Here is a 13,067-nt window from a genome sequence, read left to right as displayed (position 1 = left end):
AGTGATCTGCCAGTGTGTGTTTGCTGAGGGTGGTATCAAGGTTTGCCACCCTGGCGGGAACCGGCCCGCCGCAGAATGTACCAGTTCCCATGGGTATCCATTGAGTGGCTCTGCGCTGACGTGCAGGGAACAGTAGCAGCTTACGACGCGGCTTATCTGCGTCACTAACTTGAAGGTGTCGACACCATGTTCAAATACAAAAGCCCTCTGAGCCGGCTTCTCGAAGGTGCCGGCAAATCCAAAGAAGAAGACGTTGCCGAGAAACCGGCCGCAGTAGACGGCGCCGCAAGCGAAGAAGAAAAGCAGGAACCCATTGCGGATTTCAACGCTTTGCGCGCCGCCCTGGCCGGTGGAAACATGACATCCGAATCCTATGAGGAAACGGATGAACTGATCCCCGAAGAAAAGATGCCCGAGTTCGACGAGGCCGAGCCGGAGGCAGTGACCGAAGCCGAGGAGTCGATCTTCGCCGAAGACAGTTCGGAAGAAGACAACTTGGAAGAGGACGACGCTCCGAAAAACGTTCTGGTGGAAGAGCATGTCGAAGAACTGGTTGAGGTCGAGCAGGTTGTCACCCTGCATGTGACGGAAACACCCGCCGAGACTTCGCCAGAGGAAGCAACGGCCGAGGTCGTGTCCGAACCTACCGAGCCAGAAGTCGGCGAGGTTGAGGTTGCCGAAGCTCCGGCCCTAGAAACGAAGCAGGTCGAAGAGACCCCTGAGCCGGTGATTGAGCAGGTTGCACCAGCCCCCGCCCCGGTCGAGGATCGCCGTTCACGGGTCAAGACGACATTTCTGGGATTTGAGCGCGCCGATACGCATGTTCAGGACTTGATCGAATCCTCCGAACCCGTAGCGAAAGCAGAAGCGGCGCAAGAGACATTCCCGGTGGGCTGGCTGGTAGTAACAGCCGGTCCGGGACGAGGTTCAAGCATTACGCTCACCGAAGGCCTGATGCAAATCGGACGCAACGATGACCAGGCCATTCAGTTGGATTTTGGCGATACCGGCATTTCGCGCTCGAACCATGCAGTCATCGCCTATGACCCCGAAGACCGGAAGTGTTACTTGGGCCATGGCGGCAAGGCCAATCTTGTACGTCTAAATGGCAAACCTGTTCTCAGTACCGTGGCCCTGTCCAGCGGAGACCTGATCCGCATCAGCGAAACCTCGATCCGGTTCATGGCCTTCTGTGACGACGGCTTTGATTGGCGGGATTCCTGATTGATGCTGGCAACTCCGGCATATGATGTTGCGCTGATCCTGAACCAGGGTCAGCGGGAAACGCAGGAAGACGCGATTGCGGCCCGCATGTTTGACGCGTCGGACGCGGGTTATGTTGTGATTGCGGACGGTATGGGTGGCCATGAGGCGGGTGAAATAGCTTCAGAAATGATTGTGGCCGCATGGCGCGACGCGCTGGACCCAGAACTTGAGGCAGAAACACTGAACGAAGGATCCGCGATAGATGCGCTTCCGTTGGCCGCCATGCAAGCCAATGCCGCGATCGCCAACTACACCGAGGCCCGGGGCCAAGGGTTCAACATGGGATCGACCATGTTGGGTGTCCTTCTTCTGGGGCGGCGTGTGTTCTGGATTTCGATCGGCGACAGCCCTCTTTACCTGTTTCGAGATGGAGCGTTGACGCAGGTCAACGAAGACCACTCGATGGCACCCGTGATTGCGTCGAAAGTGGCTTCTGGCGAGATCACCGAAGCGGTGGCCCGGGAAATGGACCGCAATCAATTGACGTCCGTGGTTACGGGCGGGGCCATTCCCAAAGTGGATTGCCCGGAAGATCCATTGATCGTGTCGCCCGCCGATGTCCTGATCCTTGGGAGTGATGGGTTGCAGTATATCAGCGACACCGAAATTCAGGCCATTCTGCGGGATCATCAACAGGGGCTGGCACAAGACATTGCCGAAGCATTGCTGAGGGCCGTGCAGGCCAGGGGTGACCCGGATCAGGACAATCTTTCTATCGCAGTGGCGAAACTTACAAGAACCTAAACAGGCAAAGCAACAGGACCCATGAAAAAGCACTTACTTATATCAAGCCTTGCCCTTGCTGCCGCCACGGGTGCAGCATCCGCGCAAGAGGCGTGTTCAAGTTATGAAATTCAACGCGGCGATAGCTTACGGGAATTGGCAATCGAAGTGTATGCGACGGAAGACTTTCGCATCATTTTCGACGCGAACCGGGATGTTATCGGTTCCAACCCCAATATTATCCGCGTCGGCGACGTTCTGGAGCTGCCCTGTCTGGAAGATGTCGGGCGCGCTCCGGTGCTGGCTGATACCGAGGCAGAGCGGCTGGCTGCGGAAATGGCGGCTGAACTGGTAAAAGCCGCAGAAGAACGCGCTGAAAAAGCTGTGGCCGAAGCAGAAGCACGTGTTGCCGCAGCGGAAGCCGAGGCAAAGAAAGCAAGTGAAGAGGCGGTCGTTGCAGCACGGGCTGCTGCCAAAGAAGAGATCGAAGCCGCCCGCGCCGAAGCTGCCGCTTTGATCCGGAATGCCGGAACGGGTGAACGGCCCGAGATTCGGGATCGTCAATTGCTGTTGATCACCGGTGGGAACTACGCTCCGTTCACCGATGAATCTCTGCCCAATCGGGGGCTCTATACCCATCTGGTTGAGACAGCGATGTTTCGTGCCGCTCCCGAACAGGCCTACAAGATTCAGTTCGTCAATGACTGGTCATCCCATCTGGACCTCTTGATGCCGACGCTTGCATTTGACGCCACCTTCCCCTGGTCGCGCCCCAATTGCGAAGAGGCCGTTGCGCTGTCGGAAGATGATCGCAACCGGTGCGAGACCTACAATTTCTCAAACCCGTTCTACGAGGTTGTGGATACGTTCTTCGCCCGGGAAGGTTCCGGCTATGAGGAGACATTGACCTATGCCGACTTTGCCGGTGCAACGATCTGCCGGCCGGAGGGTTGGTCCCTGTCTCACATGGACGCGGTAAGCCTGTACGAACCGGTCATCAAACTTTTGCGCCCAACGTCACCGGATGATTGCTTTCACGCTCTGATGGAAGGCACCGCAGATATCGTCGCCATCGAAGCACATCTGGCAGCCGAGGCAATTGAACGGCTTGGGTACAAGCACCGGATTATCGAAAACCCCAACCTTGCGGCCATCAAGTCGCTTAACGTCATGACCCACAAAGATAATCCTGATGGGGAAGCGATCCTTGAGACGCTGAATCAGGGTCTGGCAATCATGCAGCAATCAGGCGAATGGCGCGACATCGTGTCAACCGCCCTGCGTCATCAAATGGAAAATGGATAAGGCCCCGATCTGGCCTGACAAACTAAAGTCTGGAGGAAGTGGACATGTTTAACGAGAAGATAAAGAAGGTAGCGCTTTCAGCAACCGCTATCACCGCGCTGAGTGCGGGCGCTGCTGCGGCGCAGGAAGCTTGTACCAACTATACCGTCCAAGACGGCGACACCATGGCGACCATTGCAATCGCAGCTTACGGTACGTCGAACTATCAGCCGATCTTCAACGCGAACCGGAACGAAATCACCAACCCCAACGCTCTGGAGCCAGGTCTGGTTCTGGCCCTTCCCTGTGAAGACGGCAGCCTGCCCAATGGTCAGAGCGCGCAGGAAATCATCGCAGCTGAAGAACAACGTGCAGCCAGCGTCAAACGTTCGAGCGTCTACCAGCCGCCGATCAAGCTGGTGACCGGCAATGGCTGGGCACCTTTCGCAGATGAATCGCTGAACGGTGGCGGAGCAATCACCCGTCTGGGCACCACGGCTTTGCAGCGCGGCGGCAACGCGCGCGACTATTCCGTAAGCTTCGTGGATGACTGGAACTCGCACCTGGAAACCCTTCTGCCTCTTGGCGCCTTTGACGTGTCCATGGCGTGGAACATGCCGGATTGCACCAACCGCACTTACGAATGGTCCTGGGAAACCGAGGTGCGCTGCACACAGTTCGATTCATCTGTTCCGGTCTACGACATTGTCGTCGGGTTCTACACCATTCCGGAAAGCCAATATGCGAATGCGACAACCTTTGAAGAACTGAAGGGCGCCACCATCTGCCGTATGGATGGCTGGTTCATCCATGATCTGGAACAGGAAGGTCTGCACAATGGTGAAACCATTACGCTGATGCAGCCGATCACCGCACGTGAATGCCTGGACGCGGTCCTTACCGGCACCGCAGATGTTGCAACTTTTGAAGTTCAGCTGTTTTCGGACACAATGGTTGAAATGGGACTGAACCAGAACGACCTGGTTGAGAACCCGTACGTGACCTCGCTTTCCTCGCTGCGCTTTATCAGCCACCGCAGCAATCCGTTCGGCAAGCAATACCTGGCGATGTTGAACAAAGGCCTGAACGAGATGCGCGAAACCGGGGAATGGTATGCGATCGTCTCCGACACGCTGCGCGAGCACAACGAAAAACTGATGGCAGCGTCGAACTGATCCCTCGGTTCAGCTGAAACTTTGGGGCCGGTTCTTCAATCGGCCCCTTTTTTGTCAGCGTTAAACACGAGGTTTTTCAGAATGACAAATTTTGGCCTCTTATCTGCTTCATAACAGCCTCAAATGCGCAGCACCTTCTAACCCCAAGCACGATCATCATTCAATTGATGCCAATGAAAGAGCGTGATTTGCATATGATACAGGGCGCCTTCAATATTCAGAATAACTCACCGTCGTCCGCGACCAGATCGGATTTGGACGTTGCAGTGATCTTGCCCTGCTACAACGAGGCCGTTGCCATAGGTGAAACCGTTCGGCAATTCCGTGCGGCCCTGCCCGACGCAACGATTTACGTATATGACAACAATTCCACCGACGACTCCGTCAAGGTCGCGCTTGAGGCAGGCGCCCTAGTCTATTCCGAAACATACCAGGGCAAAGGCAACGTGGTCCGTCGAATGTTTGCCGACGTTGATGCGGATGTCTACGTTATGGCTGACGGGGATGCGACCTATGATAGCGCAGCGGCGCCGGAATTGATTGACCTGCTCGTTTCGCAGAATCTGGATATGGTCAACGGCGCCCGTGTGAATGAAGAAACCGAAGCCTATCGACGCGGCCACAAATTTGGCAACGCGTTGTTCAGTTGGCTTGTGAAATTCTTCTTCAACAGCAAAATCAACGACCTGCTTTCGGGTTACCGCGTTTTCAGCAGACGCTTTGTCAAAAGCTTCCCCGCGGTATCAAACGGGTTCGAGATTGAAACAGAGCTCACAGTTCATGCGATGCAGATGCGCATGCCAATCGGTGAGGTTCAAACAAGATACTCGTCACGCCTGCCAGATTCGAACTCCAAGCTGGCGACGTTTTCTGACGGGTGGCGGATTCTCAAAATGATCGGCTTGTTGATCAAGGATGAAAAGCCCGTTGCGTTTTTCCTGTCATTGGCCGTGTTGATGTTTTTACCTTCGCTCTTTGTGTTTGTATCCGTATTCCGGGAATTTTTGGAAACAGGGCTTGTCGATAGAATCCCGTCTGTCGTCGTCGCAGTATCCGGTTTTGTTGCGACAATGCTGTCCATCGTCTGTGCCTTGATTCTGGAATCTCTGGCTCTTGCCCGGAGGGAAGCACGTCGTCTGTCATATTTGCAGCACAAAGGTGTCGCGGCGTCAGGCGTTGACCAAATAAAGCCATCGCTTGTCGAGGCTCAAACCCGTCGATTTGGCTGATCAAAACCATCCCCCAGTTTCCTGCCGGGCAAAAGGGCGGCCTGTTCGCGCGTAAGCGCCTGAACACGCTGGATTATTCAAGGATTTGGCGAACCAGATACGCAAATGGCCAGCACCCCAAATGCTGGCCATTTTTCTGAGTGAGTGATATAGCCCTAAGGCCTCACCAGTGAAATTCTTTGTCCCCAAATACCTAACGCGGACTGAAAATCGGCGCTATTGGGGGAATCCCGTAAATCTTAAATTTTTTCCAAAAATCAGGATCTTTCGATCCTTGCTGACCGCCCTGTTCGCAGTTTCGGGAAAGCGATCGAAATTTGCGCCTGGCGAGCGGACGGCCAAGCGCTGAAATCCAAAGTGATGCGCAGATGCTTCCCGGGCACACTTTGCGCAAGCCGTTCATAGAACCTGACAAGGTAGGTTTTAACGGCGCAGCAACAGCAAGCAACAGATCGTCAGGCGCAAGGTTCGGGGCGGGTCTTTTGGCAATCCCGCGTTCCATGAAAAGGACCGCGCAAAGGCGGTCCCTTCGTGTCTTGATGTCGGACGAAACTCGCCCGCCTGTTCGACGGCAATCAGCCGATGATTGCGTTCAGCGTAGCGCTGGGGCGCATCACAGCGGCGGTTTTGACCGGGTCAGTGTGATAGTATCCGCCCAAATCCACCGACGGTCCTTGGACTGCGGCCAGTTCCGACAAGATCTGCTCTTCTTTGTCTGCCAGCGCTTTTGCAAGTGGTGCCATTTCAGCTGCCAGATCGGCATCGTCAGATTGGGCAGCCAAGGCTTCGGCCCAATAGCGCGCGAACCAGTAGTGGCTGTCGCGATTGTCCGGTTCGCCAACTTTTCGACTTGGCGACCGGTTGTTGTCCAGAATGCCCTGAGTTGCCGCCTCTGCCGCAGCGCCAAGAACACCTGCCTTCGCGTTTCCTTTGGCGTCGGCCAGGAAGTTCAGGGATTCCCCAAGCGCGCAGAATTCACCCATCGAATCCCAGCGCAGATGGTTTTCCTCGACCAGTTGCTGCACGTGTTTCGGCGCCGAGCCCCCTGCCCCGGTTTCGAACAGGCCACCACCATTCATCAGCTTGACGATCGACAGCATCTTGGCCGAGGTGCCCAGTTCGAGGATCGGGAACAGGTCGGTCAGATAGTCACGCAGCACGTTGCCGGTGATGGCGATGCTGTCCTTTCCGGCGGTGATAGTTTCCAGCGTCTGACGGGTTGCCTCGCGCGGGGCCATGATCTGGAACTTGTCGGCCACGCCCGCAGCCTCGAGCGCCGGTTGAACGTATTTGATCAGCTCGGCGTCATGCGCGCGGTTCGCGTCCAGCCAGAAGATCGCCTCGGATCCGGTCAGGCGCTGACGGTCCATCGCCAACTGGATCCAGTTCTCGATCGGCGCCTTCTTGACGGTGCAGGCCCGCCAGATGTCGCCCTTTTCGACCTCGTGCGAATGCAGGGTCTCGCCATTGGCCAGAACGATGCGGATCGTGCCGTCGGCGGGTGCCTCGAAGGTGGTCGGGTGGCTGCCGTACTCCTCGGCCTTCTGCGCCATAAGGCCAACGTTTGCGACCGCACCGGCAGTGGCCGGATTCAATGCACCATTGGCTTTGAAGAACTTGATGCTTTCATCATAAACAGTTGCATAGCACCGGTCGGGGATGACGCAATTGGTATCGCCCTTGGCACCGGTTTCATCCCAACCCTTGCCGCCCGCGCGGATCACCGCTGGCATCGAAGCATCAATGATCACGTCGGAAGGCACGTGCAGGTTGGTGATGCCCTTGTCGCTATCCACCATGTACATGGATGGACGATCAGCCTTGATCGCATTTATTGCGGCGACGATCTCGGCATTGTCTTGAACCCGCTCAAGCAAGTCGCCAAGACCCGAGTTCGGATTCACACCCAGCGCATCCAGTTCCGCACCGAATTTTTCAAAAACTGGCGCCAGCCAGGCCTTGACCGCATAGCCAAAAATGATCGGGTCAGAGACCTTCATCATCGTGGCTTTCAGGTGCAGCGAGAACATTGTGCCGTCTTTCTTGGTGTCCTCGATGGCCTCTGCCAGGAACGACGACAGAGCTTTGACCGACATGAAAGTCGCATCAGTCACCGTGCCTTCCTCCAACGGCCACGCATCCTTCAGAACAGTCACACTGCCGTCTTTATCGACAAACTCGATCCTTGCATCACCCGCCTGGGCAGCGGGGATGGTCGCCGATTTCTCATTGGCGTAGAAATCGTTGCCAGACATGGACGAGACTTTGGTTTTGCTGTCCGAGGCCCATTCACCCATGGAATGCGGGTTTTTCCGGGCATAGTTTTTGACTGCCCGGGCTGCGCGGCGGTCACTGTTACCTTCTCGCAGAACCGGGTTCACGGCCGAACCCTTTATGGCATCATAACGCGCGCGGATCGCCTTTTCTTCGTCGGTCGAGGGTTCTTCCGGGTATGCAGGGATATCATAACCTTGCGATTGCAACTCTTCTATGGCGGCCACCAATTGCGGAACCGAGGCCGATATGTTCGGCAGCTTGATCACATTAGCATCCGGGGTCTTTACCAGTTCACCCAATGCGGCCAGATCGTCCGAGACACGCTGCTCATCCGTCAGGTTCTCGGGGAAGGCTGCCAGAATGCGCCCGGCCAGTGAAATGTCCTTGGTGCCCACGCTGACGCCAGCAGCCGAAGCGAACTTGCGAATGATGGGCAGGAACGAGGCGCTGGCCAGTTCGGGCGCTTCGTCTACAATGGTATACAATATGTCGAAGTTCGATTTATCTGCCATATTCTTTTACCTTTTTAAGCCTTTCGGGGCGTGCGATCCAAGAGTTGAAGCCACATATGCGTGGCGCGGGAGGGGCGCGATCATGATACCGCCCCTGGGTGACTCTGATTTGACAGGGCCTCCCTTAAATCACGTTGGGCTGGGAATCAATCATCTGTGCCCGCGCGTTTTGCCACGGGCTGGGCGTGGATGGCCTTTGATGTCATCAGCTCAACGTTTCGCCCGCCTGTCTTTGGCGTTTCCCTTCAGGTCACGCCACATGTTTTCCATGATGCTGCACGGCTGGTCCCGCGAAGTTCTTCGGGTTGCGGCCAAGGATTATCGAAACCTTTGTCCTGTCACGGGATCAAATACCATGGCACGGTCGGGTTGAATTGATATGCCAATCCGGTCGCCGGTTTTGCTGCGCTGGTCATCCCGCTCTTCCACAATCAGTTTGTCACCATTTGGCGTCAGCAGATAGGAGTAGGAAACACCCCCAAGCGCTTCGGTCAGATCCACTGTGCAGGTGTCCGCAGACCGGTCGATGTGGATATGTTCGGGGCGCATCCCCAACGTCACCTTGTCCGTTCCTGCAGGAACAGTTGCCGAGATCGGCAATGGCTGGCCCAAAGCGGGATGGGTGACATGGCCGTCGGCATAATCGCAATCGAGAAAGTTCATCGCAGGCGAACCGATGAAACCTGCAACAAACCGGTTGTCGGGGTCACGGTACAGATCCATCGGGGCGCCGACCTGTTCAATCCGGCCATCGCGCAGTACGACAATCTTGTCAGCCATCGTCATGGCTTCAACCTGATCATGGGTCACATAGATCATGGTTGCGCCGATTTCCTGATGCAGACGCGCGATTTCGACGCGCATCTCGACACGCAATTCGGCGTCCAGGTTGGACAGGGGTTCGTCGAACAGAAAAACCTCGGGCCCGCGTACAATCGCCCGCCCGATTGCAACCCTTTGCCGTTGCCCGCCCGACAGGGCCTTGGGTTTGCGCTTGAGATAGGGATCAAGCTTCAGAATGCTCGAAGCCTCCTGCACCTTCTGGTCGATCTCGGCTTTTGGGACACCGTTCATGCGCAGGCCAAATCCCATATTTTCGGCCACTGACATATGCGGGTAGAGCGCATAGGTCTGGAACACCATGGCCACGCCGCGCTTGGCCGGGTCCATATGTGTCACCTCGCGAGATCCGATGTGAATCTCACCTTCCGAGGTTTCTTCCAGCCCGGCAATCATCCGCAACAACGTGGATTTTCCGCACCCTGAAGGCCCAACAAAAACGCAGAACTCGCCATCTTCGATTTGCAGGTCGATCCCATGAATGACCTGTGTCTGACCGTACCGTTTGATTGCCCGATTCAGAGTTACACCTGTCATGTCATTAGCATCCTGTCGTTTTTCGAACCTGGGCCTGTTTCGGGAAACCGCCAGGCTTGTGCCTCGGTTCCGATTTGTTCAGCCACACGCCGCAGGCGCGGCACCCAGGCTTCGAGTTGATCGAAATCCATTCGTTCGGTGGACCCGGTTATCGAAATCGCCCCAAGCATCCGCCCGTTCGACGTCAGAACTGGGCAGGCGATGCAAATGATGCCAAGCTCGTGCTCTTCATCATCGACGGCAAATCCCCGGCTGCGAATTCTGTCAAGATCAGCCCGCAACATCTTTTCGGATGTCAGAGTTTTGTCGGTGAAGCGGTGATAGCTTTGCTGCGACACCGCCCTGTTCAGCGCATCTTCGTCCAAGAAGGCCAGCATCGCCTTGCCGACCCCCGTGCAGTAGGCCGGGCCAACTTTTCCAGCCTGAGAGTACATCTCGATCGGTTGTGCGGCGTTGCGTTTGTCGACGTAAAGAACCTGACTGGAATCAAGTTGCGCCAGGTGCACGGTTTCACCGGTTTCTTGGCTGAGGGCATCCAGAAAAGGCCGCGCTATCGGGGCCAATGAGCTTTGCGTCCATGCCGCATGGGCCAACCGAACCAACCGCATCCCGGGCGCATAGGTCTGCCTGTCGCGGTCATAAGACAGCATTCCCTGGTTGGTCAGGGATTGCAGAAATCGGTACAGGGTCGCCTTTGGAAAATCGCTGTTTTCCAAAAGTTCAGCGAATCGAACTGGGCGCTCGAACGACGCTACATGATCCAGCACATCACATGCTTTGCCTATAGTTCCGTCACCTGACACGGGCCATCATTCTCCTCCGATTATCCCTCGCCATCCTCACGAGGGTCTTGACAACAGTAACCGAGTCGATGTGTAGTTTTCAATATATAAAACAAGGTTTCATTATTTGGAACTTTGCAGGAGACCAACAGGGAGGAAACCATGTATTCAACTTTCAAGCGCACGACGGCTGCGCTGGCGCTTGGTGTCGCGATGGCGGCGCCAGCTGCTGCGGAACTCACCGGAGATCTGCGGATTTTTCTGGACACATCGAACCCGGCGCCACGCGCGACGATGGAGGCGATGATCGAGCGTTTTGGGGCACAGCATCCGGGGTTGGAAATCGAAACAACCGTTATCGACCGCGAGGCGTACAAGACGCAGATTCGAAATTTCCTGACAGCTGACACACCGGATGTGGCCACGTGGTACGCGGCCAACCGTATGAAACCATATGTCGAGGCGGGTCTGTTCGAGGATGTTTCAGATTTGTGGGCCGAGCCCGAAATCGCCGACAACCTCGCTTCGACCAAGGGCGCTTTGACAATCGACGGCAAGCAATGGGGCGTGCCCTATACCTACTATCAGTGGGGTGTCTACTATCGCAAAGATATCTTTGATGAACTGGGTTTGAGCGAGCCGACCACTTGGGAAGAAGAACTGTCCAACTGCCAGAAAATCGTCGATTCCGGACGGGCCTGCTATACTATTGGCACCAAGTTCCTTTGGACCGCCGGTGGCTGGTTTGATTATCTGAACATGCGGACCAATGGTTTCGACTTCCACCAGCAACTCGCCAACGGCGAAGTCAGCTGGGAAGATGACCGGGTAAAACAGACTTTCGCCAACTGGAAACAGTTGATCGACATGGGCGCCTTCATCGACAATCACCAGACGTATAGCTGGCAGGAAGCCCTGCCCTTCATGGTCAATGGTGAGGCAGCAGCCTATCTGATGGGCAACTTCGCAGTGGCGCCGTTGCGCGACGCGGGCCTGACAGATGACCAGCTGGATTTCTACCAGTTCGTCGCGATCAATCCCGATGTTGAGCTGGCCGAAGACGCTCCGACCGACACGTTCCACATCCCGGCCAATGCTTCGAACAAGGAAGCTGCGCGCGAATTCCTGCGTTTCGTGGTCTCTGCTGACGAACAGACCGAAATCAACAACGGCGCGAATCTCGGCCAATTGCCGGTCAACGCGCAATCCGCTGTGGATGACGACAAGTTCCTGCAACAGGGCTTTGAAATGCTTTCGTCCAACAGCCCCGGTGGGGTAGCCCAGTTCTGGGACCGCGACGCGCCTGCGGAAATGGCCAAAGTGTCCATGGAAGGTTTCCAGGAATTCATGGTCAAACCCGACAACTTGGACCGGATACTGGCCAAGCTCGAACGCGCGCGCGAGCGTATTTACGATAACTGACTAGGCAAGGGTCGGGCCAAAGCCCGGCCCACGCTCCTTTGAATCGTAGGGCGGGTTCCGACCCGCCTTGCTCCAACAGACCCGAGTTTCCCATGACAGTTGCTGCCGACGCCTCAGAACAGGAAAGCTGGTTCCATCGCAACCAACAACGCATCGCACCCTGGCTGTTTCTGGCCCCCGGGATGCTGTTCTTTTTGGTCTATGTGATTATCCCGGTATTCCAGTCCTTCAACCTGTCACTCTACGAGTGGGACGGCCTGGGCGCTGCGGAATACGTCGGCTTTCGTAACTACGAAGGCCTTTATTGGGAGTGGGTGGATCGGGATGCTTTCTACATCTCGATGAAAAACAACCTGATCTGGCTGATCCTTTACCTGGCTGCGATTCCGGCAGGTTTGTTCATCGCCCTGTTCCTGAATCAGACCGTTTGGGGCATCCGCCTGTATAAGTCCCTGTTTTTCTTTCCTTTCGTGATTTCTCAGGTCGTGGTGGGGCTGGTGTTCACCTGGTTCTACGATCCGACCTTCGGGTTGCTGAACGAATTCCTCGGCTTCTTCGGCCTCGGCCCGGTAAACGTGTTGGGCGATGAGCGTTTCGTGACCTATGGCATCATCTTCGCCGGCCTCTGGCCACAAACCGCCTATTGCATGATCCTGTACCTGACCGGCCTGAACGCTGTAGACCCGGAACAAATCGAAGCAGGACGCCTGGACGGGGCCAAGGGTTGGAAGATGCTCTGGCACATCATCATTCCACAATTGCGGCCCGCAACCTTTATCGCGTTTGTCGTGACCATCATCGGCGCATTACGGTCTTTCGACCTGATCTCAATCATGACACAAGGCGGACCTTTCGGATCCTCCCGCGTGCTGGCCTATTACATGTTCGAGGTCGCCCTGTCCGAATATGGCTTCCGCATGGGTTATGGCGCAGCCATCGCCGTGATCCTTTTCCTGATCATGTTGTGCTTCATCGCCTACTTCCTGTGGTCGATGTACCGTGAAGAGAAGGGGCGCTGAG

General features: G+C 56.0%; 10 protein-coding genes. 7 read left to right on the top strand and 3 right to left on the bottom strand.

Annotation, left to right across the window (positions count from 1 at the left end; translation table 11 throughout):
• Positions 1-186: 186 nt before the first annotated feature.
• The 5 genes from GOW56_RS04690 to GOW56_RS04670 all read left to right on the top strand — a co-directional run bounded on the left by GOW56_RS04690 (position 187) and on the right by GOW56_RS04670 (position 5,677).
• Positions 187-1,224 (top strand): FHA domain-containing protein, encoded by a 1,038-nt coding sequence (locus GOW56_RS04690; protein WP_171169600.1) that lies wholly within the window; start codon positions 187-189, stop codon positions 1,222-1,224.
• Between the two features lie 3 nt (positions 1,225-1,227).
• Positions 1,228-2,010 (top strand): PP2C family serine/threonine-protein phosphatase, encoded by a 783-nt coding sequence (locus GOW56_RS04685; protein ID WP_171205128.1) that lies wholly within the window; start codon positions 1,228-1,230, stop codon positions 2,008-2,010.
• Positions 2,011-2,031: 21 nt separating this feature from the next.
• Positions 2,032-3,294 carry a transporter substrate-binding domain-containing protein gene (locus tag GOW56_RS04680; protein WP_171205127.1) on the top strand — a complete coding sequence of 421 codons (1,263 nt, stop codon included), beginning with the start codon at positions 2,032-2,034 and terminating at the stop codon, positions 3,292-3,294.
• Between the two features lie 44 nt (positions 3,295-3,338).
• Positions 3,339-4,448, top strand: a complete 1,110-nt coding sequence (locus GOW56_RS04675; RefSeq protein ID WP_152460270.1) for a LysM peptidoglycan-binding domain-containing protein — start codon at positions 3,339-3,341, stop codon at positions 4,446-4,448.
• A 266-nt stretch (positions 4,449-4,714) separates the two neighbouring features.
• On the top strand, positions 4,715-5,677 hold the full coding sequence (locus tag GOW56_RS04670; protein ID WP_371807874.1) for a glycosyltransferase family 2 protein: 963 nt from the start codon (positions 4,715-4,717) through the stop codon (positions 5,675-5,677).
• Positions 5,678-6,252: 575 nt separating this feature from the next.
• Here GOW56_RS04670 and GOW56_RS04660 read toward each other — a convergent pair.
• The 3 genes from GOW56_RS04660 to GOW56_RS04650 form a co-directional block, all read right to left on the bottom strand.
• Positions 6,253-8,466 carry an NADP-dependent isocitrate dehydrogenase gene (locus GOW56_RS04660; RefSeq protein WP_171205125.1) on the bottom strand — a complete coding sequence of 738 codons (2,214 nt, stop codon included), beginning with the start codon at positions 8,464-8,466 and terminating at the stop codon, positions 6,253-6,255.
• Positions 8,467-8,784: 318 nt separating this feature from the next.
• Positions 8,785-9,843, bottom strand: coding sequence for an ABC transporter ATP-binding protein (locus GOW56_RS04655; RefSeq protein ID WP_171205124.1), 1,059 nt, complete (start codon positions 9,841-9,843; stop codon positions 8,785-8,787).
• Positions 9,840-10,646, bottom strand: coding sequence for an IclR family transcriptional regulator (locus GOW56_RS04650; protein WP_171205123.1), 807 nt, complete (start codon positions 10,644-10,646; stop codon positions 9,840-9,842). The genes GOW56_RS04655 and GOW56_RS04650 overlap by 4 nt, the downstream gene beginning before the upstream one ends.
• 141 nt (positions 10,647-10,787) lie before the next feature.
• On the opposite strand from GOW56_RS04650, the gene GOW56_RS04645 reads away from it, so the two are divergent.
• Positions 10,788-12,047: an ABC transporter substrate-binding protein gene (locus GOW56_RS04645; protein WP_152460266.1), complete on the top strand. Its 1,260-nt coding sequence runs from the start codon at positions 10,788-10,790 to the stop codon at positions 12,045-12,047.
• 92 nt (positions 12,048-12,139) lie between these two features.
• Positions 12,140-13,066, top strand: a complete 927-nt coding sequence (locus GOW56_RS04640; protein ID WP_171205122.1) for a carbohydrate ABC transporter permease — start codon at positions 12,140-12,142, stop codon at positions 13,064-13,066.
• The last annotated feature ends 1 nt before the right edge of the window (position 13,067 follow it).

It is taken from the genome of Ruegeria sp. HKCCA0235A (genome assembly GCF_013033235.1).
Lineage (GTDB): Bacteria > Pseudomonadota > Alphaproteobacteria > Rhodobacterales > Rhodobacteraceae > Ruegeria.
The sequence above is the reverse complement of the archived record's forward strand: the minus strand, read 5'-3'. Positions and strand labels throughout refer to the sequence as shown.

What these genes read in the sequence shown, in the direction of transcription:
- GOW56_RS04690 (WP_171169600.1), top strand. Translation starts at nt 187, where the DNA reads ATGTTCAAATACAAAAGCCCTCTGAGCCGGCTTCTCGAAGGTGCCGGC.
- GOW56_RS04685 (WP_171205128.1), top strand. Translation starts at nt 1,228, where the DNA reads ATGCTGGCAACTCCGGCATATGATGTTGCGCTGATCCTGAACCAGGGT.
- GOW56_RS04680 (WP_171205127.1), top strand. Translation starts at nt 2,032, where the DNA reads ATGAAAAAGCACTTACTTATATCAAGCCTTGCCCTTGCTGCCGCCACG.
- GOW56_RS04675 (WP_152460270.1), top strand. Translation starts at nt 3,339, where the DNA reads ATGTTTAACGAGAAGATAAAGAAGGTAGCGCTTTCAGCAACCGCTATC.
- GOW56_RS04660 (WP_171205125.1), bottom strand. Translation starts at nt 8,466, where the DNA reads ATGGCAGATAAATCGAACTTCGACATATTGTATACCATTGTAGACGAA.
- GOW56_RS04655 (WP_171205124.1), bottom strand. Translation starts at nt 9,843, where the DNA reads ATGACAGGTGTAACTCTGAATCGGGCAATCAAACGGTACGGTCAGACA.
- GOW56_RS04645 (WP_152460266.1), top strand. Translation starts at nt 10,788, where the DNA reads ATGTATTCAACTTTCAAGCGCACGACGGCTGCGCTGGCGCTTGGTGTC.
- GOW56_RS04640 (WP_171205122.1), top strand. Translation starts at nt 12,140, where the DNA reads ATGACAGTTGCTGCCGACGCCTCAGAACAGGAAAGCTGGTTCCATCGC.